At 75.1% G+C, this 24,308-nt stretch carries 27 protein-coding genes; 14 read left to right on the forward strand and 13 right to left on the reverse strand.

Annotated elements, in window-relative coordinates:
* Positions 1–11: 11 nt before the first annotated feature.
* Complete coding sequence (locus tag ACIQVZ_RS10530) at positions 12–1,229, reverse strand: TetR/AcrR family transcriptional regulator (protein WP_402448683.1); 1,218 nt, start codon at positions 1,227–1,229, stop codon at positions 12–14.
* A 209-nt stretch (positions 1,230–1,438) separates the two neighbouring features.
* On the opposite strand from ACIQVZ_RS10530, the gene ACIQVZ_RS10535 reads away from it, so the two are divergent.
* Positions 1,439–2,596 (forward strand): acyl-CoA dehydrogenase family protein, encoded by a 1,158-nt coding sequence (locus tag ACIQVZ_RS10535; RefSeq protein ID WP_350878325.1) that lies wholly within the window; start codon positions 1,439–1,441, stop codon positions 2,594–2,596.
* Between the two features lie 141 nt (positions 2,597–2,737).
* On the opposite strand, the gene ACIQVZ_RS10540 is transcribed toward ACIQVZ_RS10535, so the two are convergent.
* Positions 2,738–2,998 carry a hypothetical protein gene (locus ACIQVZ_RS10540; protein WP_350878324.1) on the reverse strand — a complete coding sequence of 87 codons (261 nt, stop codon included), beginning with the start codon at positions 2,996–2,998 and terminating at the stop codon, positions 2,738–2,740.
* Between the two features lie 150 nt (positions 2,999–3,148).
* On the opposite strand from ACIQVZ_RS10540, the gene ACIQVZ_RS10545 reads away from it, so the two are divergent.
* On the forward strand, positions 3,149–3,466 hold the full coding sequence (locus ACIQVZ_RS10545) for a cupin (RefSeq protein ID WP_350878323.1): 318 nt from the start codon (positions 3,149–3,151) through the stop codon (positions 3,464–3,466).
* Positions 3,467–3,507: 41 nt separating this feature from the next.
* Here ACIQVZ_RS10545 and ACIQVZ_RS10550 read toward each other — a convergent pair whose 3' ends face one another.
* Positions 3,508–4,119, reverse strand: coding sequence for a TetR/AcrR family transcriptional regulator (locus ACIQVZ_RS10550; protein WP_350878322.1), 612 nt, complete (start codon positions 4,117–4,119; stop codon positions 3,508–3,510).
* A gap of 109 nt (positions 4,120–4,228) precedes the next feature.
* Between ACIQVZ_RS10550 and ACIQVZ_RS10555 the strand changes: the two genes are divergently transcribed.
* A complete protein-coding gene (locus ACIQVZ_RS10555) occupies positions 4,229–5,785 on the forward strand; it encodes an MFS transporter (protein WP_402448686.1) in 1,557 nt (518 codons plus the stop codon).
* A 78-nt stretch (positions 5,786–5,863) separates the two neighbouring features.
* On the opposite strand, the gene ACIQVZ_RS10560 is transcribed toward ACIQVZ_RS10555, so the two are convergent.
* Positions 5,864–6,142 carry a type II toxin-antitoxin system RelE/ParE family toxin gene (locus ACIQVZ_RS10560; RefSeq protein ID WP_402448687.1) on the reverse strand — a complete coding sequence of 93 codons (279 nt, stop codon included), beginning with the start codon at positions 6,140–6,142 and terminating at the stop codon, positions 5,864–5,866.
* A 5-nt stretch (positions 6,143–6,147) separates the two neighbouring features.
* Positions 6,148–6,429, reverse strand: coding sequence for a type II toxin-antitoxin system Phd/YefM family antitoxin (locus ACIQVZ_RS10565; RefSeq protein WP_244293429.1), 282 nt, complete (start codon positions 6,427–6,429; stop codon positions 6,148–6,150).
* Positions 6,430–6,600: 171 nt separating this feature from the next.
* On the opposite strand from ACIQVZ_RS10565, the gene ACIQVZ_RS10570 reads away from it, so the two are divergent.
* The 5 genes from ACIQVZ_RS10570 to ACIQVZ_RS10590 all read left to right on the forward strand — a co-directional run bounded on the left by ACIQVZ_RS10570 (position 6,601) and on the right by ACIQVZ_RS10590 (position 10,435).
* Entirely contained in the window at positions 6,601–7,170 is a 570-nt protein-coding gene (locus tag ACIQVZ_RS10570; protein WP_402448691.1) for a methyltransferase family protein, read from the forward strand.
* Between the two features lie 291 nt (positions 7,171–7,461).
* Complete coding sequence (gene tatA, locus ACIQVZ_RS10575; protein ID WP_350878319.1) at positions 7,462–7,761, forward strand: Sec-independent protein translocase subunit TatA; 300 nt, start codon at positions 7,462–7,464, stop codon at positions 7,759–7,761.
* Positions 7,762–7,912: 151 nt separating this feature from the next.
* Complete coding sequence (locus tag ACIQVZ_RS10580; protein ID WP_402448693.1) at positions 7,913–9,307, forward strand: hypothetical protein; 1,395 nt, start codon at positions 7,913–7,915, stop codon at positions 9,305–9,307.
* Between the two features lie 98 nt (positions 9,308–9,405).
* On the forward strand, positions 9,406–9,939 hold the full coding sequence (locus tag ACIQVZ_RS10585; RefSeq protein ID WP_350878316.1) for a potassium channel family protein: 534 nt from the start codon (positions 9,406–9,408) through the stop codon (positions 9,937–9,939).
* Between the two features lie 85 nt (positions 9,940–10,024).
* On the forward strand, positions 10,025–10,435 hold the full coding sequence (locus ACIQVZ_RS10590) for a VOC family protein (protein ID WP_402448695.1): 411 nt from the start codon (positions 10,025–10,027) through the stop codon (positions 10,433–10,435).
* A 59-nt stretch (positions 10,436–10,494) separates the two neighbouring features.
* Here the strand turns inward: ACIQVZ_RS10590 and ACIQVZ_RS10595 are convergent, their stop codons facing one another.
* The 3 genes from ACIQVZ_RS10595 to ACIQVZ_RS10605 all read right to left on the reverse strand — a co-directional run bounded on the left by ACIQVZ_RS10595 (position 10,495) and on the right by ACIQVZ_RS10605 (position 14,545).
* On the reverse strand, positions 10,495–12,123 hold the full coding sequence (locus ACIQVZ_RS10595; RefSeq protein ID WP_402448697.1) for a protein kinase: 1,629 nt from the start codon (positions 12,121–12,123) through the stop codon (positions 10,495–10,497).
* A 395-nt stretch (positions 12,124–12,518) separates the two neighbouring features.
* Positions 12,519–13,667, reverse strand: coding sequence for a hypothetical protein (locus ACIQVZ_RS10600; protein ID WP_402448699.1), 1,149 nt, complete (start codon positions 13,665–13,667; stop codon positions 12,519–12,521).
* Complete coding sequence (locus ACIQVZ_RS10605; protein WP_402448701.1) at positions 13,664–14,545, reverse strand: RNA polymerase sigma factor; 882 nt, start codon at positions 14,543–14,545, stop codon at positions 13,664–13,666. Before ACIQVZ_RS10605 ends, ACIQVZ_RS10600 begins: the two co-directional genes overlap by 4 nt.
* Before the next feature lie 205 nt (positions 14,546–14,750).
* Here ACIQVZ_RS10605 and ACIQVZ_RS10610 point away from each other — a divergent pair, with 205 nt between their 5' ends.
* The 3 genes from ACIQVZ_RS10610 (at position 14,751) to ACIQVZ_RS10620 (ending at position 17,330) form a co-directional block, all read left to right on the forward strand.
* Entirely contained in the window at positions 14,751–15,461 is a 711-nt protein-coding gene (locus tag ACIQVZ_RS10610) for a VC0807 family protein (protein ID WP_402448703.1), read from the forward strand.
* Between the two features lie 184 nt (positions 15,462–15,645).
* On the forward strand, positions 15,646–16,386 hold the full coding sequence (locus tag ACIQVZ_RS10615) for a tyrosine-protein phosphatase (protein ID WP_402448706.1): 741 nt from the start codon (positions 15,646–15,648) through the stop codon (positions 16,384–16,386).
* A gap of 194 nt (positions 16,387–16,580) precedes the next feature.
* Positions 16,581–17,330 carry a Clp protease N-terminal domain-containing protein gene (locus tag ACIQVZ_RS10620; protein ID WP_350878310.1) on the forward strand — a complete coding sequence of 250 codons (750 nt, stop codon included), beginning with the start codon at positions 16,581–16,583 and terminating at the stop codon, positions 17,328–17,330.
* Between the two features lie 62 nt (positions 17,331–17,392).
* Here the strand turns inward: ACIQVZ_RS10620 and ACIQVZ_RS10625 are convergent, their stop codons facing one another.
* The gene (locus tag ACIQVZ_RS10625; protein ID WP_402448709.1) at positions 17,393–17,884 is read right to left on the reverse strand and encodes an NUDIX domain-containing protein; all 492 of its coding nucleotides are present in this window, start codon (positions 17,882–17,884) and stop codon (positions 17,393–17,395) included.
* Between the two features lie 69 nt (positions 17,885–17,953).
* The gene (locus tag ACIQVZ_RS10630; protein ID WP_402448711.1) at positions 17,954–18,391 is read right to left on the reverse strand and encodes an SRPBCC domain-containing protein; all 438 of its coding nucleotides are present in this window, start codon (positions 18,389–18,391) and stop codon (positions 17,954–17,956) included.
* A 150-nt stretch (positions 18,392–18,541) separates the two neighbouring features.
* On the opposite strand from ACIQVZ_RS10630, the gene ACIQVZ_RS10635 reads away from it, so the two are divergent.
* Positions 18,542–18,880: an STAS domain-containing protein gene (locus ACIQVZ_RS10635; RefSeq protein WP_402448713.1), complete on the forward strand. Its 339-nt coding sequence runs from the start codon at positions 18,542–18,544 to the stop codon at positions 18,878–18,880.
* Here ACIQVZ_RS10635 and ACIQVZ_RS10640 read toward each other — a convergent pair.
* The 3 genes from ACIQVZ_RS10640 to ACIQVZ_RS10650 all read right to left on the reverse strand — a co-directional run bounded on the left by ACIQVZ_RS10640 (position 18,788) and on the right by ACIQVZ_RS10650 (position 20,643).
* Positions 18,788–19,765 carry a sigma-70 family RNA polymerase sigma factor gene (locus ACIQVZ_RS10640; RefSeq protein ID WP_402448714.1) on the reverse strand — a complete coding sequence of 326 codons (978 nt, stop codon included), beginning with the start codon at positions 19,763–19,765 and terminating at the stop codon, positions 18,788–18,790. The genes ACIQVZ_RS10635 and ACIQVZ_RS10640 overlap by 93 nt on opposite strands.
* A gap of 174 nt (positions 19,766–19,939) precedes the next feature.
* Complete coding sequence (locus ACIQVZ_RS10645) at positions 19,940–20,212, reverse strand: hypothetical protein (RefSeq protein WP_350878303.1); 273 nt, start codon at positions 20,210–20,212, stop codon at positions 19,940–19,942.
* 164 nt (positions 20,213–20,376) lie between these two features.
* Positions 20,377–20,643 (reverse strand): UBP-type zinc finger domain-containing protein, encoded by a 267-nt coding sequence (locus ACIQVZ_RS10650; protein WP_350878302.1) that lies wholly within the window; start codon positions 20,641–20,643, stop codon positions 20,377–20,379.
* 215 nt (positions 20,644–20,858) lie between these two features.
* Here ACIQVZ_RS10650 and ACIQVZ_RS10655 point away from each other — a divergent pair, with 215 nt between their 5' ends.
* Both ACIQVZ_RS10655 and ACIQVZ_RS10660 read left to right on the forward strand, forming a co-directional pair.
* On the forward strand, positions 20,859–21,620 hold the full coding sequence (locus ACIQVZ_RS10655; protein WP_402448716.1) for an SDR family oxidoreductase: 762 nt from the start codon (positions 20,859–20,861) through the stop codon (positions 21,618–21,620).
* Between the two features lie 91 nt (positions 21,621–21,711).
* Complete coding sequence (locus ACIQVZ_RS10660; RefSeq protein ID WP_402448719.1) at positions 21,712–24,261, forward strand: lysylphosphatidylglycerol synthase domain-containing protein; 2,550 nt, start codon at positions 21,712–21,714, stop codon at positions 24,259–24,261.
* Positions 24,262–24,308: the final 47 nt, after the last annotated feature.

A 24,308-nucleotide genomic window follows, 5' to 3' on the forward strand; every position in this document is an offset into this window, starting at 1 on the left:
TGCCCGCTCCGTCAACGCGGGGCGGGCACCCGGCCGCCGTCCGTTCCGGGCAGTCCGAGGACGGCCCGGCCGAGGTGCAGCAGGCAGTCCCCGAGGTCCGGGCGGGCGCTGTGCGGGCGGTTCCGCACCCCGTCGTTGACCAGCGCGAACAGGGCGTGGACCCGGATCCGGGCCTCGACCGCGTCGTACTCGGGCCGGACCCGCCGCAGCAGGCCGACCCAGGTGCGCAGGAAGTCGCGCCGGAAGTCCACCGCGACCCGGCGGTCCGGCGGGGCCAGCCGCTCCGTCTCGCTGAGCATCGCGCCCAGGTAGTCGCCGTTGCGCAGCGCGAAGCCGACGTACGCGCCCAGGCCGGCCACCAGCGCCGCCTCCGGCCCGGCGGCGGCCGCGAACGCGCCGTCCACCTCCTGCCAGAGCCGTTCGCGGCTGCGCACCAGCGAGGCGGCGAGCAACTGGGCCTTGCTGTCGAAGTGCCGGTAGACGCTGGGGCCGGAGATGCCGACGGCGGCGCCGAGTTGGTCGGTGCTGACGTTGTCGAAGCCGCGCTGGTGGAAGAGCCGGACGGCCGCCGCGAGCAGTTCCTCGCGGCGCGCCTGCGGCCTGGGCTCCGGCGTGCCGGGGGCGACGGGATCGGGGGCGGGATCGGGGACGGGGGCACGGACGGTGGCGGGGGCGGCGTCGCCTGGGGAGGCCGCGAGGACGGCGGCGACGAGATCACGCAGCACCGCCTCGGCGCGGCGCGGCTGCGGCGCGGCCGACTGGTAGGAGAGCCCGGTGCAGGCCGAGAGCGCCGACCAGCAGAGCAACTCGGCGTCCGGCCCCGGGAGTTCCGGCCGCCCTGCACACAGCACGGCGGTCATCAGCGCGACGTCGGCGCGCAGTTCGCGGCGCAGCGCCGCCCGCCGGGCCGGCGGCAGCAGCCTGGCGTCGCGCTGCACCAGGGTGCCGAGCGGGCGGTGTCCGACCGCGACGGCGGCCAGCGCGGCGCCGAGGTCACCGGTGGTGCGGGCCCCGCGCAGCCCGCAGGCCAGCGCGTCCAGCCCCAGCCGGACGGCGCGGTCGAGCAGTTCGGGCTTGCCGCGGAAGTGCCGGTAGAGGGCGGGCGCGGTGATGCCGGCCCCGGCGGCGACCTCGGCCATGGAGACCTGGTGGTAGCCGCTGCGGTGGAACCGGTCGGCCGCCACGGCGAGGATCTGGGCGCGCCGCCCGGGCGGTCGTCGGACCACCATGGTGAGCCCCCCTCCCGCACTCCGGACTGCCGACCGAAGGCTAGCAAGGATTCACTTGAGGGCGCCGACCGCCGGTGACCAGCGGCCATTTCCGGAGCCGTCGACCCTGGACAGCCGAAGCTACCCGGGATTAACTTGTGAGGCCATCACCTGGCACGTTCAGCCCCCGCCGGCACCCGCAGCCGGTCACCACCGAAGGGAGCGCCGCCGTGCGCCGCACCGTGTTCGACGAGGACCACGAGGCCTTCCGGGAGACCATCCGGGACTTCATCGCCAACGAGGTCGTCCCGGTCTACGAGAGCTGGGAGGCCGACGGCCACCCGCCGCGCGACTTCTACCGGCAGCTCGGCGCGCTCGGCGTCTTCGGCATCGAGGTGCCGGAGGAGTACGGCGGCGCGGGCGAGAGCGGCTTCAAGTACCAGACGGTGATCACCGAGGAGACCGCCCGGGCGGGCGTGAGCTTCGGCTCCTCGGGCGTGCACACCGCGCTGGTCCTGCCCTACCTGCTGGAGTACGCCACCGAGGAGCAGAAGCGGCGCTGGCTGCCCGGCTTCGTCTCCGGCGACATCATGACCGCCATCGCGATGACCGAGCCGGGCGCCGGCTCCGACCTCGCGGGCATCGCCACCACCGCGAAGCTCTCCGAGGACGGCACCCACTACGTCCTGAACGGCGCCAAGACCTTCATCACCGGCGGCGTGCTGGCCGACCTCGTCCTGGTGGTCTGCCGCACCGCCCCGTACGACCCGGACAACCGCCGGGCCGGCCTGTCCATCCTCTGCGTGGACACCGCGTCCCCCGGCTACACGGTCGGCCGCAAGCTGCAGAAGATCGGCCTGCGCACCTCGGACACCGCCGAACTGGCGTTCAGCGACGTCAAGGTGCCGGTGGAGAACCTGCTCGGCGAGGAGGGCCGGGCCTTCTCCTACCTGACCCACAACCTGGTGCAGGAGCGGCTGGCGATCGCCGTCAGCGCGTACGCGTCGGCGGCCGCGGCGGTGCGGTTCGCGCTCCAGTACGTCAAGGACCGCAAGGTGTTCGGCAAGGCGGTGGCCGAGTTCCAGAACACCAAGTTCACCCTGGCCGACTGCGAGGCCCAGGTGGTGGCGCAGCAGTCGATGGTGGACCGCGCGCTGGAGCTGTACCAGCAGGGGGAGCTGACCGTCGCCGACGCGGCCGCCACGAAGCTGTTCTGCACCGAGTCGGCCTCCACCGTCATCGACAAGTGCCTTCAGCTGCACGGCGGTTACGGCTACATCCTGGAGTACCCGATCGCCCGGCTCTACACCGACAACCGGGTGTTCCGGATCTACGGCGGCACCAGCGAGGTCATGCGCAGCATCATCGCCAAGTCGCTCGGCCTGTAGGCGGGGCAGGCGGGCCCACAGCCGCGGCGGGCCGCACCCCCATGGCGGCCCGCCGCACCCGGACGGGCGCACTCGGGCGGGCGCACTCGGGCGGGCGCACTCGGGCGGGCGCGCGGGTGCGGCTCAGGTGGACGGGTGCGCTCAGTTGGGCGAACCGTGCTCCGCGCGCCAGGCCTCCCAGCCCGCGCTGGACGCCACCTTCGCCTCGCGCAGCGCCCTCTGGGCGAACGCGGCCGGCGCGGTCTCCAGGCTGCGCACCCAGCTGCGGCCGGCCGTGGCCAGCGCCGCGCACACCATCGCCGCCCCGGCCACGCCGAGCACGGCGCCGATACCGGTGAGCAGCGCGCCGCCGGCCAGCAGCGAGCGGTTGACCTGGAACCCGCCGGAGACTGTCTCGTTCATCGCCATGCCTCCACGATGCGGGCACTCGCCGGGGGCTGCACGTCGAACGGCTCCGGGTGCGCGAGCCGGGCGCGTCCGCGAACCTGGGCACACGGCGCCGGTCCGGGCGCCCGCGGTCGGCCCGGCACGCCGGGTTCAGGAGGACGCGCGATGCCCGATCTCGAACAGCTCGCCGTGGAGCACGTCGCCCGGGCGGCCGAGAGCCCGCACGGGCGCAGCGCCCACCTGGTGCTCCACGACGGCGTCCTGCGGCAGACCGTGATCGCGCTGACCGCGGGCACCTCGCTGGACGAGCACACCCCGCCGACCGCCGGCAGCATCCAGGTGCTGCGCGGCCGGGTCTCGCTGACCATCGCCGGCCGGCGCCAGGAGCTGCCGGTCGGACGGCTGGAGCCGGTGCCCCAGGAGCGGCACGGGCTGCTGGCCCACGTCGACTCGGTGGTGCTGCTGACGGTGGTCACCGCCTAGCGGGGCGGCAGCCGTCGCGAGCGGTCGACGGCCGGCCGTCGTCAGCGGGCGGTGGCGGGCGGTGACGGCACCGCGGGGCCGAACACGCTCGCGCCGACCAGCCGCAGCCCGCGCAGGAAGTCCCGCCCGTTCGGCGCCAGTTCGGGGGCGGCCAGCCACTGGGCGGCGTACCCGGCCAGCAGGGTCTGGTAGAAGGAGCCGCGGACGACCTCCTCCTCGGTGTCCGGCACTTCGGGCAGCCCCTGGAACAGCGCGGCGAGACCGAGCCGGCCCTCCTTCTGCGCCTCCGCGAACGCGTGCGCCAGCTCGGGCGCGTGCGCGGCCTGGGCGAGCGCCTCGAACTGGGCCGCCCAGAGCCCGCGGTGCTCGGTGAAGACGCTCCTGAGGCCGTCCCAGACCGCGACGAAGCGCTCCTCCGGGTCGTCGGACACCTGGTTGGCGGCGTACACCACCGCTCCCAGGGCCGTCCCCATCTCCCCGATCGCCTCGATCATCGCCGCGTTGAGCAGCGCGTCCTTCGAACCGAAGTGGTAGCCGATCGCGGCCAGGCTGACGCCCGAGGCGGTCGCGACGTCACGGGCGGTGGTGCGCCCGTACCCCTTCTCGTACAGGCAGCGCTTGGCGCCGGCCATCAGGTCTTCGCGGTTTCCCATGACCCGATCCTACGGAAGGACTGCACAGATGTCTTGCACGAATGTCTTGCACGAGCGATTTACACATACGTACTAGACAGATGTCTGACACGCCCGTACCGTCTTCCCCATGACCGCAACCACCGGCCGCGCAGGCCGTCGCGAATGGACCGGCCTGGCCGTCCTCCTGCTCCCGACCCTCGTTCTCGCCATGGACATGGGCGTGCTCTTCTTCGCCGTCCCCTTCATCTCCACCACGCTGGCGCCCAGCGGCACCCAGCAGCTGTGGATCATGGACGTGTACTCGTTCCTGCTCGCCGGGCTGCTCATCACCATGGGCTCGCTGGGGGACCGGATCGGCCGCCGCCGGCTGCTGATGATCGGCGCCGCCGGCTTCATCGGCGCCTCGCTGCTGGCCGCCCGGGCCGACACCGCCGGCCAGCTGATCGCCGCCCGCGCCCTGCTCGGCGTCGCCGGGGCCACCGTGATGCCCTCGACGCTCGCGCTGATCCGCAACATGTTCCACGACCCCAAGCAGCGGCAGATCGCCCTCGGCGCCTGGGGCGGCGTCCTCACCGCCGGCGCCACCCTCGGCCCGGTCGCCGGCGGCCTGCTGCTCGACCACTTCTGGTGGGGCTCCGCGTTCCTGATCGCCGTCCCGGTGATGGCCCTGGTGCTGCTCACCGCGCCCGTCCTGCTCCCCGAGTACCGCTCCACCGCCCGCACCGGCCGCTTCGACCTGCCCGGCGCCGCGCTCTCGATGGCCGCGATCCTGCCGCTGGTCTACGGCGTCAAGACCCTCGCCGTGGACGGCTGGAGCCCGCTGCCCGCCCTCGCCGTCCCGGTCGGCCTGCTGCTGGCCGCCGCGTTCGTCCGGCGCCAGCGCACCGCCGCCGACCCGCTGATCGACCTCGGCCTGTTCCGGATCCGCACCTTCAGCGGCGCGATCAGCGTCAACACCATCGCGATGTTCGCGATGATGGGCTTCTCCCTCTTCACCTCGCAGTACCTGCAGCTGGTCAAGGGCATGAGCCCGCTCACCGCCTCGCTCTGGTCGCTGGTGCCCAGCGTCGGCGTCGGCGCGGCCGTCGGCACCAGCTCGGCGCTGGCCGGCAAGGTCCGTCCGGCGGCCCTGATGGGCGGCGGGTTCCTGGTCGGAGCGGCGGGCTTCGCGATGATGACGCAGGTCGGCGCGCACTCCCCGCTGGCGCTCATCCTCGTCGCGGCGGGCGTCCTCGCCGCCGGCACCGTCGGCACCATGACCATGACCGCCGAAATGGTCGTCTCCGCCGCCCCCGCCGAGCAGGCCGGCGCCGCCTCCGCCACCTCCGAGACCGCCGTCGAACTCGGCAGCTCGCTCGGCATCGCCCTGCTCGGCGCGGCCGGCGCCGCCGTCTACCGCCACCAGCTGGACGGCGCCCTCCCGGCAGGCCTCGACGGCGAGGCCGCCCGGGCCGCCCAGGACACCCTCGGCGGCGCGGTCACCGTCGCCGGCCACCTGCCCGGCCGGATCGGCACGGACCTGCTGGAGACCGCCCGGGCCGCCTTCACCGACGGCCTGCACGTCGCCGCGGTGGTCGGCCTGGTCTTCGCCCTCGGCGCCGCCCTGCTGGCCTACCGCCTGATGCGCCACCTCCCCGCCGCCGCCCCGGCCCCCGAGGCCGCAGCCGAGGCCGTCACCGTCTGACCCACCCGGCCCGGTCCACGCGAGTCATCGAGAGCCCCCGCCCCCTCGGGCGGGGGCTCTGCGCCGTTCCCGCCGGCCCTACCGGTGCCGGTGGACCTCACGACGGTTGCCGACCGCCATGACCCAGACGATCAGCACCCCGTCCTCGACGGTGTACAGCACCCGGTAGTCCCCCACCCTCAGCCGCCACCGGGCTTGGTGCCCCTGGAGCGGCTTGATGTCGAAGCCCGAGGTGTCGCCGACGTCCAGCGCCTTCTGCAACTCTGCGAGGCGGTGCAGGATGCGGACAGCGTCCGGCCTGGGCACCTTGAGAAGATCCCGTTGCGCGCCAGGACTGAACCGCGTGACATACCCCATCGCGCTCAGCCGTGGTGTTCGCGGAGCATGGCGGCCATTTCCTCCAGCGACACGGAGCCTTCGAGGCCCTCTGCCTCCGCCTCGTCCGCAAGGCGGTTCAGCCACTCGTCCTCGGCCTGCTCGGCGACTTCCCGCAGACGCTGGTACTCAGCGATGTCGATCACCACCGCCTCCTGCCGACCGCGCCTCGTGATGATCGTCGGAGTCTCGTCACGTCGGGCCCGGTCGATCACATCCGCGAGATGGCTCCGGACCTCGGCCATCGACTCGATCACTGGCTCGCTCATGACGCCAATGTAGCAGTTGTACATCTGTTACTTATCGAGTCCGGCGGGCGGGAGGGTCCACCTGGGGGTGGAGGGCGGGGCATCCACCCCCGGGGGCGTGCACCAGCGGCCCCCGGGGAGGACCGTGAAGGGGTACCTGGCCCGTCCCTCCTCTTCGCCGGGAGCCGCCGTATGCCCCTGACCACCCTGCTCTCCCTCCTCGGCCTGCTCTGCTGGGTCGGCTACGAGCTGATGCTGCGCCGCCGCGAGGACTCCGCCGCCGGCACCTGGCGCGCGGACGACCGCGACCGCGGCTCGACCCGGCTGCTGCTCGCCTGCTACGCCGCCGCGGTGCTGGTCGTGGTGCTGTTCGGCCGCGCCGGGATCGGCGAACTGCCGCCCTGGGCCCGCTGGTCCGGGATCGCGCTGATCGCCGCCGGGCTGGCCCTGCGGGCCTGGGGCATGCGCACCCTGGGCCGCTACTACACCCGCACCCTGCGCACCGTGGACACCCAGCGCGTCGTCCGCAGCGGCCCGTACCGGCAGATCCGCCACCCCGGCTACGCCGGCAGTCTGCTGGTCTGGACGGGCTACGCGCTCGGCCTGGGCAGCTGGCCGGCGGCCCTGCTGGTGCCGGCGCTGCTGCTCGGCGCGTACGGCTGGCGGATCACCGCCGAGGAGCGGCTGCTGCTGGCCGCTTTCGGGCCGGAATACGCGGAATACCGGCGGACGTCGAAGCGACTCGTGCCCTTCGTGTACTGAGCCGCCGCCGATCGGGCGGTGGCCGGCTGCGGCCCCGGCGACGGAACGGAAGGGGCCGGAGGGACGGGTGCTGCGCGGCGCGGTGCCGTGCGGGCCGGTCACGGGTGCGCGAGCCGGACCGGGCCGGCTGCGGCCCCCGCCGCGGGCGCTCGCGTTCCGCTCGAACGGCACCTGCTTTTTGGCCAGCGTTTCCCGGCCGGTGTATCCGTTCGCCGTCGTCGCCAGGCATACTGGCCAGCACGGGCGCTCGCCCACCCTTGACTCTAGACAAGAAGGGACCGGTGGCCAGGGATGCTGCGGAACGGTCTTGAGCCCTGGCACCTCCTGGTGGTGCTGGCGATCGTCATCCTGCTGTTCGGGTCGAAGAAGCTGCCGGAGATGGCCCGCGGCCTCGGCAAGTCGATGCGCATCCTGAAGGCGGAGACGAAGGCGCTGCGCGAGGACGAGGCCCCGGCGGCGGACGCCGCGCAGAGCGCCGGCACCGCGCAGAGCACCGCCGCCCCGCAGCCGGCCGCCACGACCCCGCCGGCCGTCACGCCGACCAACGTGACCAAGGCCACCGAGACGAAGCGGCCCGAGACGGCCGTCTGAGTCCCGCTCTCCTCCGGAAGCCCCCGGTACCGTCCGATGACGGTGCCGGGGGCTTCTGCTGCATCCGGGCTGCTCACGGCCCTCCCGACTGGCCGTCCGATCTGATCCGTTATCTCCTGGTATGCACCCACCGGAGGAACGGAGTCGCGGCATGCCCACCGACGAACCGGGCGACGAGCCGCCCGCCAGACCACCCGCCGGACCACCCGCCGGACCGCCGGGCGAGCCCCCCGGCGAACCGCCTGCCGGATCGCCCGACGAGCTGGCCGACCTGCGGGCCCGGCTGAGCGCCGCCGAGGCCCACCAGGCGCAGCTCACCCGACAGTTGGCGACCCGTCCGGACCGCCACCGGGTGCGCTCCCTCTTCGCCGTCCTGCTGATCCTGCTGGCCTGCGTGCTGACCCCGCTGAGCGCCGTCGCGGTGTGGGCGAGGTCGGAGATCGGCGACACCGACCGGTACGTCGCGACCATGGCCCCGCTGGCCAGGGACCCTGCGGTCAGGGCGGCCGTCACCAACCGGGTCACCGACGAGGTCGTGGCGCGGATCCCGGTCGACTCGCTGCTCGACACCATCGCCCCCGACGACCGGCCCAAGCTCGGCGCGCTGCTGAACGGCATCGGCCAGGCCCTCACCGACGGGCTCACCGGCTTCGTCCGCAACCAGGTCCAGCGGGTGGTGGACAGCGACGCCTTCGCGACCCTCTGGACGGACGTCAACCGGCAGGCGCACACCGCGATCGACCGGATGCTGACCGGGCAGGGCGGCGGCGCCGTCGAGGTCAGGAACGACACCGTGGTGCTCGACCTCGCCCCGGTGATCGCCCGGGTGAAGACCGCACTGGTCGACAACGGGCTCGCGCCGGCCGCGAGGATCCCGGAGATCCACACCTCGTTCACGCTGGTGCAGTCCGACGCCATCCCCAAGGTCCGCACCGGCCTGCGGCTGCTGGACCTGGCCGGCTTCTGGATGCCGGTGCTCACGCTGGTCTGCGCGGTCGGCGGGGTGCTGCTCGCGGTCCGGCGGCGCCGGGCGGTGGTCACGGCGGCGCTGGGGATGGCCGCCGGGGCGCTGCTGCTGGGCATCGGGCTGAGCGTGTTCCGGGCCGTCTACCTGGACGGGCTCCCCGCCGGGGTGGACCAGGCGGCCGCCCAGGCGGTGTACGACGCGCTGGTGCGCTACCTGCGCTCCGCCGTCCGGGTGGTGATCGCGCTCGGCCTGGTCGTCGCGCTCGGCGCCTGGATCAGCGGCGGCGGCCGCTGGGCCCGCACCGCGCGCGGCGGCTGGCACGCGGGGCTCGGCGCGGCCCGGAGCACCGCCGAACGGGCCGGGCTGCGGCTCGGGCCGGTCGGGCGGTTCGTCCACCGCTGGAAGGCCTGGCTGGGCTGGGCGGCGGTCGCGGTCGCGGCGCTGGTGTTCGTGCTGTGGAGCTATCCGACGGTGCTGGTGACGCTCTGCCTGGCGCTCGCGCTGGTCGCCGTCCTGGCCCTGCTGGAGCTGCTGGACGAACCCGGCCGACCGGACGGAGGAGCCCCGGCCTCCGCCTGAGGGGCGGTCGGCGGCGGCCGGTGCCGCGGCCGCCGACACGCCCCCGGACGGCGCAGCCCGGGACGCGGCCGGCCCGGCGCGGCCGCAGGCTGGACGCGATGTCCGGAAGCCAGCCACCACCACCGCAAGGCCGGGTCGACCCGCGGTCCGCGCTCTGGCTGCTGGGCGCCTGCACCGCGCTGATCCTCGCGTACTGGGCCCTCCCCCTGCGCCTGCTCGGCTACCGCCACCCCGTCCTCAGCTGGTTCGTGTTCGTCGCCGCGCTGGTCGGCCTGACCGGCCTGCTGCTGGCGAAGACCACCGCCGTGCTGCGGGGCGACGCGAAACGCCCGGTGGTCTGGCTGACCTTCCTGATCTTCCTCGCGATGACCATCTTCGCCGCGACCTACTACGTCATGGCCGCCCGTCCGGGTGAGTTCGAGGGGCTGGTCACCCGGCTCGACGCCCTGTACTTCACCGTCGTCACCCTGGCCACCGTCGGCTACGGCGACATCACCCCGGCCGGGCAGGCGCCCCGCCTCGTGGTGATCCTCCAGCTCGGGTACACCTTCGTCTTCCTCGCCACGGCGGCGGGGACGCTGTCGCGGGCGATCCGGGCGAACGTCGAGACCCGGAGCCACCGCAAGCCGTGACGTCGTCCACAGGCTGTGGACGGCCGCGCCCGATCGGTCAGGATTCGAGAAGCACGCCCGCGCGGCCACACCTAGCATCGGCGCCATGGACATCACCATTCACACCAGCGTCCTCCCGCACGACGACCCGGACGCGTCCCTGGCCTTCTACCGCGACGTCCTCGGCTTCGAGGTCCGCGGCGACGTCGGGCAGGGCAGGATGCGCTGGATCACCGTCGGGCCGGCCGGCCAGCCCGACACCTCCATCCTCCTGGCGCCGCCGGCCGTCGACCCCGGGGTCACCGAGGACGAGCGCCGCACCATCGCCGAGATGATGGCCAAGGGCACCTACGGCTGGATCCTGCTGGCCACCCGGGACCTCGACGGCACCTTCCGGGCGGTGCGGGCCGGCGGCGCCGAGGTCGTCCAGGAGCCGACCGAGCAGCCGTACGGCATGCGCGACTGCGCCTTCCGCGACCCCGCCGGCAACCTGATCCGCATCCAGGAACTGCGCTGAGCCGTCCGGCCGCGCGCCGAACCGCCGCGCCGGCGTCGGACCGGACCTGAGGCCCGGCGTCACCAGTCCTGGTTGTCGGCGGCCGTGGCGTGCAGGGTGATCAGCAGGGCGCCGAGGCGGGCGTTCCAGTTGGCGTAGGTGGGGCCGTCGATGGCGTGCTTCTTGGCCAGGTCGCGGATCACCTTCTGGGCGTCCTTGAGCTCCTGGGCCGCGTCGTCCGGATTGCCCTCGTTGAGGCGGGCGGAGGCGTCGTCGAGGATGCGCAGCAGCTGCGCCTGGCGGTCGTGCTCCTTGCCCCCGACCGGGGCCTGGACGACGGCCTGGCGGAAGGCGTTGAGCTGGAGGGCCGCCCCCTGGTTGCCGGGGACGCCGGGATTGGGGGCCGTGGGGAGGCCGGCCGGGGTGGTGGGGGCCGCGGTGGTGGGGGCCGCGGTGGTGGGTGTCGGGGTCGCCGCGGGGGTGGACGGGCGGGCCGGGGTGCTGGGCGCGGCGGCCGGGGTACTGGGGGCCGTGGCCGCCGGCGGCTTGGTGGTGGCGGGGGCGGCGGCGTTGCCGGCGGGCTCGTCCAGGGCGGCGACGGCCAGGGCGGTGACACCGGCGAGTCCGGCCACGCCCAGTACGCCGAGGACGAGGGGCCTGCTGCGGCGGCGGTTGCGGCCGGCGGGCGCGGGCGGGCCCTGCCGGACGGGCGCCATCAGCGAAGTGGCCGGCGGGGCCGGCGGGACGGGTGCCATCAGCGAGGTGACGGCCGGGGCCTGCGGCGGCAGCAGGGTGGTGTGCTGCTGGTTGGGGTTCACCGGCCTCACGGGCGGCAGCAGTTGGGTGGCGGCGGCGGTGGCGAGGAGTTCCGCCGTCGGGTCGCCGACCGCCAACCCGGGGATGGTGGAGAGGAGTTCCGCCCGCGCCGCGACGGCGTCGGCCGGTCGGTCGCCGGGGTTCTTGGCGAGCAGGCGCAGCACGGCCGCGTCCAGCGCGGGCGGCAGGCCGGGGCGGCGGTAGGACGGCGGCAGGGGCTGCTCGCTGACGTGCTTGAAGGCGATCGCCACCGGGGTCTCGGCGGTGAACGGGGTCTCGCCGGTGAGCATTTCGGTGAGCACGCAGCCGACCGCGTAGAGGTCGGTGCGGCCGTCCAGGGCCGAGGCGGTGGCCTGCTCGGGCGACAGGTAGGCGGCCGTACCGAGCACGCTCGCGGTCTGGGTCAGGTTGCTGGACGAACCGGCCCGGGCGATGCCGAAGTCGACGACCTTCACCCCGCCGTCGTCGGTGATCATGATGTTGCCGGGTTTGATGTCCCGGTGGACCAGTCCGGCCGCGTGCGCGACCGCCAGCGCCTCGCAGACCGCCGCCGCGATGCCGACGGCGCGTTCCACCGGCAGGCCCGGCTGCTGCACCAGCACGGCGGCGAGCGAACGGCCGTGGACGAGCTCCATGACGATGAACGGCGTGCCCTGGTCGACGCCCGAGTCGAAGACCATGACGATCCTCGGGTGCACCAGCATCGCCGCGTGCTGCGCCTCGCGGCTGAACCGCTCGGCGAAGCGGGGGTCGTCGGCGAGTCCCCCGTTGAGGACCTTGACGGCGACCTGGCGGCCCAGCACGTGGTCCAGCCCGCGCCAGACGGTGGCCATGCCGCCGACGCCGAGTATCTCGACGAGTTCGTAACGCCCGTTCAGCGCCCGTCCGATCACCTGGAACTCCCCTCACGTGCCGTGCCCGGTGTTCCGGACCGCCTCGTGCACCTGTGCACGATAGCCGCACCGCCGGACCGCACCGCCGGGGGCGGGGAGGCGGTCGGGGGACCGGGCAGCGGTCCCCCGGCCGCCGGCGCGGGGGTGCGACCCGCCCTGACTGCGGGAGGGCGGGCCGCACGTTCCAGGCCGACCGGGCCGGCGGCGCGTCCGGGGTGAGCGCCTGCCGGGCCGGCCAGGGCCGACCGGGCGGCCGGGCGGCACGGGGAGCCGACCGGCCACCCGGGGTCTTCGGGTGGTACTGACGAGCGGTACTGCGGGTACTGCCGGTGGTGCGGTCCGGGTGGGCGGCGAGCCCGGGGGGAGTCGCTCGCCGCCCACCCGGAGTTCCTGGGTTACCTCCGGCCCGACTGGCTGTCGTCGGAACGGTCGGTCCTGCTCGGGCGGACGTCGGGCAGGGGTGGCGCGGACGGCGGCGCCGGGACGGTCACGCCGGACCGGCCGGGCCTGGTCCCGTTGCCGCCGTCGCCCTTGTCCTGGCCGTTGCCGTTGCCGTTGTCCTTGCCGTTGCCCTTGTCCTTGTTCTTGCTCTTGTCCTGACCGTTGCCCCGGCCGTCCTCGGCGTTCCCGCTCCCCCTGCCCGCGCCCGCACCGGGGCCGGGGGTGGTGCGGCCGGGATCGTGGGGCTGCGCGGCGGCACCCGGGTGGTCGTCGTCCTCGTCGCCGAGCACCTCCGCGCAGTAGTCCGCCACCTTCTCCGCCCCGCCGGCCGCCGCGATCAGCGGGCCGAACCGCGGCTCGGTGGCCGGTGAGCGTTCGCCCCGGCCCGGCCAGTCGGCGAAGCCGTGGCAGAGGGCGACCAGTCCGGGCGCGAGCGGCCGGGCGCCGTGCCCCTCCGTGTCGCCGTCGCCGTCGGTATCGGCGGAGGGGGTGCCGGGCTTCGGGGCGGTGGACGGCCCGACCAACTGCGGGCCGCCCGAGGCGGAGCCGCCGCCGGAGGGGCGGACGGGCGGGGTGCCGGGCGCGGCACTGTCGGGCGAGGTGTCGGACGAACCGGCCGACGCATCGGCGGACGCATCGGCGGACGCGGTGCCGGGCGCACTGCCGGAGGGCCCGCCCGCGGCGGCGAGCGCGTGCTCGGGTGCGCCGGACCCTCCGCCCAGCGGGGACGGCAGGTTGCCGGTGCCGGCGGCGACCGCGACCCCGCACAGCGCGGTGGCGCCGAGCACGGCGGCAGTGGCCTTCGTGCTGAAGGCCCTGGCCAGCGCGGCGGTTGCCATCGATCGTCTCCGGACGGGTGTGGTCACTACGGGGTCGGGCGTGAGACGCGCCTCCCGGAACGCGGTCAGGGCGGCCTGCTCCCCGGCCAGTTCGTCGGCCGTCGCCGGGGCGGCGGCCGCGGCGAGGATCCGGGCGAGCGGCCCGGGACCGCCGTCCGGTCCGGTGAGCGAGGCGTCCTGCCCGGCCGGCGGGCCGCCCACGGCACCGCCGAGCAGATGCTCGGCAGCGTCACGGTCGATCCGACGGGATCGGTTGGTGCTCATCTCATGTCCTTCAGCGTCGCGGCCCGGCGTTCTGTCACACCTTGCGGAGAACTTTTTCCCGCAGGCTTTCCCGCGGGTTTCCCCGCGGGCTTCCCGGCGACCTTGCCCGCGGTTTCCTCGACGGGTTCCTCGACGGGTTCCTCGGTACGACGCCGACCGGGCCGGCCGGGCCGCCGCACGGCCGGTTCGGCCTCGCGCGCGGTGGGGATCCCCACCCCGGCCGCGAAGGACTGCTCCAGCAGCGTGGCCAGTTTCCGCAGCCCCCGGTGGGCGGCCATCCGGACGCTGCCGGCCCGCTTGCCGAGCACCCGGGCGGCGCTCTCGGCGTCCAGTTCCATGACCACCCGCAGCAGGACGGCCTCGGCCTGGTCGCGCGGCAGCCGGGAGATCAGCGCCAGCGCGTCGGCGGTGCCGACGGTGGCCAGCGCGGCGCCCGCGGTGTCGTCCCCGGCGGCCAGCCCGGCCAGGTACTCGAAGGGCAGGTCGGCGACCGGGCGGCGGCGCCGGGCGCGCAGGTGGTCGAGCGCGCGGTGGCGCGCGACGGTGGCGGCCCAGCCGCGGAAGCCGTCCCCGTCACCGGAGAAGCCGCCCAGGTCGCGGGCGATCTGCAGCCAGGTCTCGGAGGCGATGTCCTCGGCGTCCTGGGCGTCCTCGGGACGGCCGCCGACCAGGACCCGCAGGTAGCGCAGCAGGCCGGGCTGGACGGTCCGGAACAGCAGCCGGAACGCCTCGTCGTCCCCGGCCTGGGCGGCCCGGACGGCCTCGGTCAGATCGGCGGGAGCGGGGGCCCGGCCCGCTGGCGGGCCGACGGAAGGGACTGGTCCGGACCGGCCGACGGGGCTGCCGGTGCCCGCTCCGGGGCGCTCTGCACTCTGCACCCGCCACATCATGGGCCATCCGGGCGAACGCGGCCCCGCGAGCCGGGAGAAGTCGCAGGTCGGAGCGACTGTCACGGCCCGCCCCATGACAGCTGTCACGCGGATCCCGCAACGGACGACACTGCTCTGACGGAGGGTCGGACGGAAACACTGGAGGCACGACGCGGGCAGCGGCCCGCGGCCACCAGCAGGGAAGGAACCCGCCGTGAACCGGACCGTCACCATCACCGCCGCGACCACCGCCGAGGCCGGCGCCACCCCGAACCCGTCGGCCTCGGGGCTCCGCCCGCTCGCCATCGACGTGGTCGCCCCGCTGGCCGGCTACTACCTGCTGCACTCGGTCTGCGACCTGAGCGTGTTCGCCGCCCTGGCGTGGAGCAGCGCCATCCCGGCCGCCCGGACCGTGCTCGGCCTGCTGCGCGAGCGCAGGCTCAACCTGTGGGCCGCGCTGATGCTGGTCGTGAACCTGGCGGGTCTGGCGCTCACCTTCGTCACCGGCGACGCCCGGCTGATGATCGCCAAGGACGGCGGGCTGAGCGGCACCGTGGCGCTGGCCATCCTGTTCTCGGCGCTGGTCGGCCGGTCGGTGATGACCCCGGTGCTGATGCCCTTCCTCACCAAGGGCAAGCACGACCGGGCCGCCGCCTGGCAGCGGCTGGTCGAGGGCCGGGCGGCCGGCTCCCGGGCCTTCCAGCGCCACGAGCGGGTGTTCGCGGGCGTCTGGGGCACCGCGCTGCTGGCCGACTGCGTCGCCCGGGTGGTCGGCGCCTTCACCCTGCCGGTGGCGACCATGGCCTGGCTGTCCACCACGTTCGCGATCGCCGCGATCGCGGCCGGCGCGGTGCTCGGTCGGATCGCGGCCGAGCCGATGGAGAAGCTGGTCGCGGCCGAGACCGAAGCCCCGACCGCCGCCTGACGCCGCCTGACCTCGCCTGCCGCCCACCTGCCGCCCGGGGGAGCACCACCGCCCCCGGACGGCGCCCGTACCGGCCGCAACGCCGGGTGTCGGCGATCCGAACGGCACGGAACCATCCGGATCTCCCGCGAGTCCTTCATAACGAGGGGGTAACGGGACCCCCGGTCGAGGAAACGGGGCCCCCATGAACCGGACGCACGCGCTGACCACCACCGAGGACCGCACCCTCGTGTGGGACGGCTGCCTGAACGTCCGCGACCTGGGCGGACTGCCCACCGCCTCCGGCCGGCCCACCGCCCGCGGGGCGATAGTCCGGGCGGACAACCTGGACCGCCTCACCGCCGAGGGCCGGGACGCCCTCCTCGACCACGGTGTCCGCACCGTGGTCGACCTGCGCAACGCCGAGGAGTACAAGCCGCTCCTCCCGCTCCCCGAGGGCGTCGAGCTGATCCGCGTCCCGCTGGACGAACTCGCCGGCCCCGCCTGGTGGGAGGCCTACGGCCGGCTGGACGGCACCCCGCTCGCGCTCCGCCCCTACCTGGACCACTGCCCGCACGCCGCCGCCGCGCTGATCGCCGCCATCGCCGGGGCCCGACCCGGCGGCCTGGTCGTGCACTGCGGCGCCGGCCGCGACCGCACCGGCCTGGCGGCCCTGCTGCTGCTCGCCCTGGCCGGCGTCGAACGGGCCGCGATCGTCGAGGACTACCAGCTCAGCGGCCCCAACGTCCGCCCGCTGTACGGGATGCTGGGCCTGCCGGACCAGTACCACCGGATCGACGCGGTGCTCGCCGAGGCCGGCACCACCGCCGAAGCCGCCCTGGCGGACGCGCTGGAGGGCCTTGACCCGGCGGGCTACCTGCTCGCCGCCGGGGCCACCCCCGCCGAGGTCGCCGCCGTCCGAGCCCGGCTGCTGCCCGCCGCGTAACGGCCACCGGCCGGGCCGGCTCCCGCAACTCGACCACCCGGGGCTCGATTTCGCGAGGCGGCCCGGCCCCGGGCAGGGCCAGGACCCGCGGCCCGCCCGTCGGAGGCCTCCGTTCCGCAGGGTCGCCGAGGACTACTCGCGCATATCGTCAACCGACGGTTGACGACCCAGGATCGACAACCTACGGTTGACGCATGGAGAATCCCGTCGTTCCCAACACCACTCCGCTGCGCCTCGACGACCTGATCGCCGCGATCAAGAAGGTCCACCCCGACGCGCTCGACCAGTTGTCCGACGCGGTCATCGCCGCCGACCACCTCGGCGACCTCGCCGACCACCTGATCGGCCACTTCGTCGACCAGGCCCGGCGCTCCGGCGCCTCCTGGACCGACATCGGCCGCAGCATGGGCGTCAGCAAGCAGGCCGCCCAGAAGCGGTTCGTCCCCAAGGACCCGGGCACCCCCGCCGACCTCGACCCCAGCCAGGGCTTCGCCCGGTTCACCGACCGGGCCCGGAACGTCGTGATGGCCTCGCAGGAGGAGGCCAGGGCGGCCGGCAACGCCGAGATCACCGCCGAACACCTCCTGCTCGGCCTGCTCGCCGAACCGGAGGGCATCGGGCTCAAGGCGCTCGCCGCCCAGGGCGTCACCCCGGAGGCCGTCCGGGAGGCGACCGCCGCCGTCCTGCCGGCCGCCGCCGAGCAGGTGCCCGCGCTGATCCCGTACGACGCGCAGGGCAAGAAGGCGCTGGAACTGACCTTCCGTGAGGCGCTGAAGCTCGGGCACAACTTCGTCGGTACCGAGCACATCCTGCTCGCCCTGCTGGAGCTGGAGAACGGCTCGGGCGTGCTCGCCGGGCTCGGCGTCGAGAAGTCCGAGGCGGAGACCTTCGCCTCCGAGGCCGTCAAGGCCGTCATCGCCGCCCGGAACGCCGAGCAGGCGTGAGACGGGGACCGGCCCCGGGCGGAACTCCCGCCCGGGGCCGGCCGGTTGGACCGGGGCTGGACTCAGAAGCCGGAGACGGGCGTGGTGACGATCCGCACCCGGCCGTCGGCGGCCGCCTCCAGCGCCGCCCGCAGCCGGAGCGAGCGGGCCGGGCCCAGGAGTTCCAGCGCCTCCTCGACGGTGGCCCACTGGTGCCGGTCCAGTTCACCGGCCGGGACGGTCACGGGGGTGCCGTCCGGGACGGTGCCGAAGTCGAACATCAAGTGCTGCGCCGGGTGGTCGAGTTCGGCCGAGGGGTGGGTCCAGGAGACGGCCAGCAGCTCCCCGGTCGCCCGGACGATGCCGGTCTCCTCCAGCAGCTCCCGCGAGGCGCACTCCACCGGGCCCTCGCCGAGGTCGATCGTGCCGCCCGGGAACTGCCAGTACTCGCGGTACCCGGCCTTCACGATCAGGATCCGACCGGACTCGTCCCGCAGCAGGCAGCCCGCCGCCGCGTAGATCCTGGGCAGGGACGCCAACCATTCCTCGCGGGACTTCAAGGGCTCAGCCGTCACTGCGATCCTCCTGGGGCACGATGGTTCTGCACCGCCCACTCTGCCACCGACCCGCCCCGGGACGTCGGTTCAGCGCCGGGCGGCGAGGTGCTCGACCAGGCGGTCGAAGCTGGAGTCGAGACCGGCCCGGGCCTCCGGACCGCAGTACATCGCCGGCACCTCGGTCTGGTGCAGGACCACCTCGGTGCGGCCGTCGCCGAGGTCCTTGAAGGTCATCGTGGAGCGCAGGCCCACGCTCTCCTCGACCAGGGCGATCAGCTCGCCCGGGCGGATCCCGGTGATCTCGGCGCGCATCGGGTACTCGTCGCCGGTCGCGTCGATGATCATGGTGCTGTCGTAGCGCCCGCCCACCCGAGGCTCGATGGTGACGGTGTCCAGCTCGACGTGGGTGCCGACCGGGCCCCAGAAGCGGACGAACTGCTCGGGCTCGACGTAGGCGCGGAACACGGCGTCCGGGGCGGCCGGCAGCTCGCGGGTGATGGTCAGCTCGCCCAGGTTCTCGGTCATGGTGTCGTCCTTCGTGATCGCGGCGCCACGGTGGCGCTTTCACAGGAGTAGACCGAGGGCGCGACCGAAACTCATCGCTCCACTCGGAAGTTCTTCCGAGAGGTTGCGCCGGAGCCGATGAGCCCGAGCCCCCGGGCCGGTCCAAGCAGCATGGACACCACGCCGAAGCCCCCGACCGCCCCCGCCCTGACCTGTGACCTGGGCGCGCTGACCGCGCCCGACCTGGCCGTCGTCGACGCCCTCGCCCGGCTGCGGCTCGCCGCCGCGCGGCACGGGGTGGACGTGGTGCTGCTGAACACGAGCGGCCCGCTGCGGGAACTGCTCGCGTTCAGCGGGCTCGCGGCCCAGCTGCCGGGGGGCGTGGACCCCCTCGGCCTCCGGCGGCCCGGACAGGACCTACTCGGCGGCCAGCCGGGGCGGGAGGCCGAACAGCGGGAAGAGCACGTCGGTGTCCAGGAAGCTGGTGAACCCGGTGATCCGACCCGCTGACACCTCCAGCACGATCAGCGCCCACGGCTCGTACCCGCCCGCCGGGCTCGGCCGGTACTGGGCGAAGGCCGGAGCGCCGTTGGCCGTCACCGGGACCAGCCGGGAGCCGCGGCAGCCGTGGCCCGGGCCGAGCATCCAGGCCCGGATCTCGCCCCGCCCCCGCAGCCACATCGCGTACGGCGGCATGTTGAGCGTGACGTCCTCGTGCAGCAGCGCGGCGAGACCGTCCATGTCGTACGCCTCGAAGGCGCGGACGTAGCGGTCCAGCAGCGCGCGGTGGTCGGCGTCCAGCGCGGGGGCCGGGCGGGCGGCCGCGCCGTCCCCGGCGAGCACCGCGCGCGCCCGCTGCAGCGCGCTGTTCACCGAGGCCACCGTCACGCCGAGCAGTTCGGCCACCTCGGCGGCCTTCCAGCCGAGCACCTCGCGCAGGATCAGCACGGCCCGCTGCCGGGGCGCGAGGCGCTGCAGCACGGCGACGAAGGCCAGCTTCACCGACTCGCGCCGGGCCGCCACCTCGGCCGGGTCACCCGTCTCGGGCAGCACCCGGCCGTCCGGCGCGGGGCCGATCCACGTCACCTCGGGCAGTCGGGTGCCGCTCGCGGTGGCCACCGTCACCGGGCCGGCCAGGTCCATCGGGCGGGCCCGGCTGTTGCGGCCGTTCAGCGCGTCCAGGCACACGTTGGTGGCGATCCGGTACAGCCAGGAGCGCAGCGCGGCGCGGCCCTCGAAGCCGCGGTGGCCGCGCCAGGCGCGGACCATCGTCTCCTGCACCGCGTCCTCGGCCTCGAAGACCGAGCCGAGCATCCGGTAGCAGTAGCCCGTCAGCTCCGTCCGGTACCGCTCCAACTGGAGCTCGACCGGCTCCTCCGCGATCAGGTCGGCCATGGTGCGCCCCCGTCGTCCCGCCCCGTGCTGGTGAACGGCACGAAGGTACTCCAGCCCACCGACAACGCCCCGGCGCGCCCCCGCACCGACCGCGAACCACTCCGGACCTCGCCCCCGAGCACGCGGCGGGGGCGGGCGCCGGAACGCGGCGCCCGCCCCCGGACCCGGGACCGCTCAGTGGGCGGAGTGCTTCTCCGCGCCGCGGTGCCGGTGGCCCTTGAGCTCGGCGTGCATCGACGGGGCGGCGTGCCCCGCCGAGGCCGCCTGGTCGCGGCCGCCGTGCCGGAAGGCGTCGGGCGCGGCGTACCCGGCGGTGGCGGAGGACATGGCGTCGGCGCTCAGCACCGGCACCAGCCGGGTGGGCGCGGTCGCCATGCCGCGGCGCTCCAGCAGTTCCTGGGTGCCACGGCGGAGCTGGGCAGTGCTGCCCGGTGTTCGCCTGGTCATCATCGGCCTCCCTTCGGCGGTCACCGGCGGGACGGATGTCGACCGGAGGGGCCGGGGCCGCGCGGGCGTCATGTCCGGATTTTATCCGGGTTTCACCCGGATGCCACCGGAAACGGGCGACGCCCGGCCCGACCCGATCCGCGGGACGCGCCCCGCGCCGGGCCTCAGCCCATGACCTCGTGGACGAAGCACCAGCGCCAGTCCTCGCCCCGCTCGTACGAGCGGATCACCGGATGCGAGGTGTCGTGGAAGTGCGCGGTGGCGTGCCGCTGCGGCGAGAAGTCGCAGCAGCCGATGTGGCCGCAGTCCAGGCAGATCCGCAGGTGCACCCAGTCCCGGCGCCCCTGGGCCAGGCAGTCGGCGCAGCCGTCGGCCGGTGGGAGGGGCGCGATGTCCTGGGGGGCCGCGGCGAGGTCTTCGCAGGCACTCATGCCCGCAGGGTAGTGACGGCCCGGCCGGCCCCGGCCTCAAGACACGCCGCGCGCCCGGTCGGCCTTCCCGGCGCCAGGGTGGTCCTGCCGCACCCGGGAACGCGGATCCCGGGAGGGCCGCACCGGGGACGCACACGGCCCTGGGCGAACCCCCGCCCGCCCGCACACAGTTGTCGTCGTCAGCCCCACCACCCTCCCAGGCCCAGGAGCCACCGATGCGCTACCCCGCCCTCGCCGCCCGCACCGCCGTCGTCACCGGAGCCGCCAGCGGCATGGGCGCGGCCACCGCCCGCCTGCTCGCCGCCCACGGCGCCCGGGTCGCCCTGCTCGCCCGCCGCACCGACCGGCTCGACACCCTCGCGGCCGAGCTCACCGCCGCCGGCGGCCAGGCCCTCGCCGTCACCGCCGACATCACCGACCAGGCCTCCGTCGGCGCCGCCGCCGAGGCCGTCCACGACGCCTACGGCCGGGTCGACCTGGTGGTCAACAGCGCCGGCGTGATGCTGCCCAACCCCCTCACCGACGGCCGGACCGACGAGTGGACCCGCATGGTCGACACCAACCTCACCGGCGCCCTGCGGATCATCCACGCCTTCGCCGACGACCTCACCGCGGCCGCCGCCGACGGCCGGGCCGCCGACCTGGTCAACGTCTCCTCCATCGCCTCGCGCGTCGTCTTCCCCAACTACGCCGTGTACAGCGCCACCAAGGCCGCGCTCACCCAGCTGTCCGCCGCCCTGCGCTGCGAACTCAGCCCCCGCGACGTCCGGGTCAGCTCCATCGAGCCCGGCCTGACCGACACCGAACTCGGCGGCCACATCGACAACCCCGCCCTGCGCGAACAGCTCGGCGGCATGTTCGCGGCCATCCCCGCACTCACCGCGGACGACCTCGCCGACCTGATCGCCTACACCGTCAGCCGCCCCCGGCACGTCAACCTGAGCCACACGGTCGTCGTGCCGACCCGGCAGGCGTAGGGCCGCAGGGCCGGTCCCCGGACTCCCCCGATCCGGGCCGGCTTCCGGGCTCCGGCTCCACCATCAGGGGAGGCATGGGAGCATGCCACCCGTGGCGATCGTGACGGGGAGAACGAACGGCGACACCGGCGGTGGCGACACCGCCGGCACGCCCGCACCGGCGGACACCGGCATACCGGCGAGCGCCGGAGCCGACCGGGGCCCGGCCCGGGCGGTGTCCGAACCCGGCCGGATCCGGCAGCCCGTCGCCCTGATCCGGCTGCTCACCGGGCTCATCGCCATCGCCCTCACCCTGCTGCTCGCCGACTACGCCCGGGCCACCACCGGGGGCATCGCCGCCGACGTCGCCGAGGCCGCCGAACTGGTGCCCCGGCCGCTCGCCGGCCTCGCCGGCGGCCTCACCACCGCCGCCGTGCTGCTGGTGCCCGTCGTCCTCGCCGCCCGCCGCCTCCTCGGCCCCGACCGGCGACGCGCCCTCCAACAGGTCTCCGACGGTCTGCTCGCCGCCGTCCTCGCCTACGGCGCCACCCTGCTCCTCGACCTGTGGGCCGACGGCGTCGCCCCCGTCTCCCTGCTCGCCGCCCTCACCCAGGCCCTGCCGGGCGGCGTCCTCGGCCACACCGAACCCGTCTACGGCTACCTCGCGCCCGTCCTCGCCTTCATGACCGCCTCCGGCAACCGCGAACACCGGGCCCCCTGGGCCGTCCTCGCCCTCTCCGGCCTCGCCGGACTCGCCGGCGGGTACGCCACCCCCACCGCCCTGCTGCTCGGCCTGCTCATCGGCTGGACCGGCGCCCACGGCACCCTCTACGCCGTCGGCACCCCCGACCCGCTACCCAGGCCCGGCGAGATCCTCCGGGCCCTGCGCGAGAGCGGCCTGCGCCCCGCCGAGGCCCACCCCGCCGGGCCCGACCGCTACCTGGTCCGGCAAGCCGACGACCGGCCCGACCTCGACGTCCAGCTCCTCGACCGGCAGGCCGTCACCGCCGCCGCCGTCCAGCGCGCCTGGCGCCGTCTGCGGCTGCGCACCGCCCCCCACCCCCGGGCCCTGCGCTCCCCCCGCGCAGGCCTCGAACACGAGGCGCTCGTCACCTACGCCGCCCTCGCCGCCGGCGTCCGCACCCGCCGCATCGCCGCCACCGCCGGCCTCGGCCAGGACACCGCCCTCATCGCCTACGAACACCTCCCCGGACGCACCCTCGACCGGCTCCCCGACGACGAGATCACCGACGACCTGCTGGCCGACGCCTGGCGCCAGCTCGCCCGCCTCCAGCGCCGGGAGATCGCCCACCGGGCGCTCGTCCCGTCCTCCCTGCTGGTGGACGCGACCGGCGCGGTGCACCTGGTCGACTTCGCCGACGGCGACATCGCGGCCAGCGAACTCGTGCTGCGCTGCGACATCGCCCAGTTGCTCACCACCCTCGCCCTGCGGGCCGGCGCTGCCCGCTCCGTCCGCACCGCCGTCACCGTCCTCGGCGCCGACACCGTCGAGGCCGCCCTCCCCCTCCTCCAGCCGATCGCCCTCGCCCGCACCACCCGCCACGCCCTCAAGCGGACCGCCCGACCGACCTCCCCCGCCCGCACGGACGGCCCGGCAGGCCCCGGGCCGGACGAGGCCGCCGCCGGCGGGGGCGGGCTGCTGGAGGAGATCCGGGCGGAGGTGCTGCGGACCAGGCCGCAGGCGGAGGTGCGGCCGGTGCGGTTGGAGCGGCTGCGGCCGCGGACCCTGCTCGCGGTGGTGGGCGGGGTGGTGGCCGGGTGGCTGCTGATCCCCCAGCTGTTCGCGGCCGAGGACAACCCGATCGCGGCGGTGGCCGACGCCGATCCCGCGTGGCTGGCGCTGGCGCTGCTGGCGGCGGCGCTGAGCCACGTGACGGCGGCGATGGGGTTCGTCGGGTTCGTGCCGGAGCGGCTGGACTTCCGCAACGCGGTGCTGGCGCAGCTGGCCGGGGCGTTCGTGAAACTGGTGTCGCCCGGGGGTGTCGGCGGGATCGCGCTGAACACCCGGCTGTTGCAGCGGGCCGGGATCCCGACCGCGCAGGCGCTGTCCAGCGTCGGGGTGGGGCAGTTGATCGGCCTGGTGCTGCACCTGCTCCAGCTGGGCGCCTTCGTCTACCTGCTGGACCTGCAACCGGGCGGTTCGGAGCTGGACGCGCTGCCCGCCGTGGTGGGCGGGCTGGCGGGGGCGGCGGCGCTGCTGGCGGTGGTGTCGGCGGTGCCGCCGGCCCGGCGCTGGCTGGCCGCGCGGCTGCGGCCGCTGACCACCGAGGTGCTGCCGCGGCTGCTGGACCTGCTGCGCAGCCCGGCCCGGCTGGCGGTGGGCCTGACCGGGCAGCTGCTGGTGTCGATCTGCCTGATCGGCTGCCTGTACTGCTGCACCCGGGCGATCGGCCGGGAGCCGTCCTTCGCCTCGGTGGCGGTGGTGTTCCTGGTGGGCAACGCGGCGGGCAACGTGGCACCCACCCCGGGCGGAGCCGGCGCGGTGGACGGGGCGCTGATCGCGCTGCTGCAGCAGACCGCGTCGATGGAGAAGGGCGGCGCGCTGGCGGCGGTGGCGATGTACCGCCTGCTGACGCTGATCCTGCCGGTGCTGCCGGGCTGGGCGGCGATGACCTGGCTGCAGCGCCGCCGGGCGCTGTAGGGCCCCGCACGGCGCGCGCACACCGGACGGCGCCCCGGACCGGGCCC

The organism is Kitasatospora sp. NPDC098663, from assembly GCF_044760075.1.
Lineage (GTDB): Bacteria > Actinomycetota > Actinomycetes > Streptomycetales > Streptomycetaceae > Kitasatospora.

Bases quoted from the DNA above. Each gene is read 5' to 3' on its own strand.
- ACIQVZ_RS10530 (WP_402448683.1), bottom strand. From the start codon at position 1,229: ATGGTGGTCCGACGACCGCCCGGGCGGCGCGCCCAGATCCTCGCCGTG.
- ACIQVZ_RS10540 (WP_350878324.1), bottom strand. From the start codon at position 2,998: ATGAACGAGACAGTCTCCGGCGGGTTCCAGGTCAACCGCTCGCTGCTG.
- ACIQVZ_RS10545 (WP_350878323.1), top strand. From the start codon at position 3,149: ATGCCCGATCTCGAACAGCTCGCCGTGGAGCACGTCGCCCGGGCGGCC.
- ACIQVZ_RS10550 (WP_350878322.1), bottom strand. From the start codon at position 4,119: ATGGGAAACCGCGAAGACCTGATGGCCGGCGCCAAGCGCTGCCTGTAC.
- ACIQVZ_RS10555 (WP_402448686.1), top strand. From the start codon at position 4,229: ATGACCGCAACCACCGGCCGCGCAGGCCGTCGCGAATGGACCGGCCTG.
- ACIQVZ_RS10560 (WP_402448687.1), bottom strand. From the start codon at position 6,142: ATGGGGTATGTCACGCGGTTCAGTCCTGGCGCGCAACGGGATCTTCTC.
- ACIQVZ_RS10565 (WP_244293429.1), bottom strand. From the start codon at position 6,429: ATGAGCGAGCCAGTGATCGAGTCGATGGCCGAGGTCCGGAGCCATCTC.
- ACIQVZ_RS10570 (WP_402448691.1), top strand. From the start codon at position 6,601: ATGCCCCTGACCACCCTGCTCTCCCTCCTCGGCCTGCTCTGCTGGGTC.
- tatA (WP_350878319.1), top strand. From the start codon at position 7,462: ATGCTGCGGAACGGTCTTGAGCCCTGGCACCTCCTGGTGGTGCTGGCG.
- ACIQVZ_RS10580 (WP_402448693.1), top strand. From the start codon at position 7,913: ATGCCCACCGACGAACCGGGCGACGAGCCGCCCGCCAGACCACCCGCC.
- ACIQVZ_RS10585 (WP_350878316.1), top strand. From the start codon at position 9,406: ATGTCCGGAAGCCAGCCACCACCACCGCAAGGCCGGGTCGACCCGCGG.
- ACIQVZ_RS10590 (WP_402448695.1), top strand. From the start codon at position 10,025: ATGGACATCACCATTCACACCAGCGTCCTCCCGCACGACGACCCGGAC.
- ACIQVZ_RS10600 (WP_402448699.1), bottom strand. From the start codon at position 13,667: ATGAGCACCAACCGATCCCGTCGGATCGACCGTGACGCTGCCGAGCAT.
- ACIQVZ_RS10615 (WP_402448706.1), top strand. From the start codon at position 15,646: ATGAACCGGACGCACGCGCTGACCACCACCGAGGACCGCACCCTCGTG.
- ACIQVZ_RS10620 (WP_350878310.1), top strand. From the start codon at position 16,581: ATGGAGAATCCCGTCGTTCCCAACACCACTCCGCTGCGCCTCGACGAC.
- ACIQVZ_RS10630 (WP_402448711.1), bottom strand. From the start codon at position 18,391: ATGACCGAGAACCTGGGCGAGCTGACCATCACCCGCGAGCTGCCGGCC.
- ACIQVZ_RS10635 (WP_402448713.1), top strand. From the start codon at position 18,542: ATGGACACCACGCCGAAGCCCCCGACCGCCCCCGCCCTGACCTGTGAC.
- ACIQVZ_RS10640 (WP_402448714.1), bottom strand. From the start codon at position 19,765: ATGGCCGACCTGATCGCGGAGGAGCCGGTCGAGCTCCAGTTGGAGCGG.
- ACIQVZ_RS10645 (WP_350878303.1), bottom strand. From the start codon at position 20,212: ATGACCAGGCGAACACCGGGCAGCACTGCCCAGCTCCGCCGTGGCACC.
- ACIQVZ_RS10650 (WP_350878302.1), bottom strand. From the start codon at position 20,643: ATGAGTGCCTGCGAAGACCTCGCCGCGGCCCCCCAGGACATCGCGCCC.
- ACIQVZ_RS10655 (WP_402448716.1), top strand. From the start codon at position 20,859: ATGCGCTACCCCGCCCTCGCCGCCCGCACCGCCGTCGTCACCGGAGCC.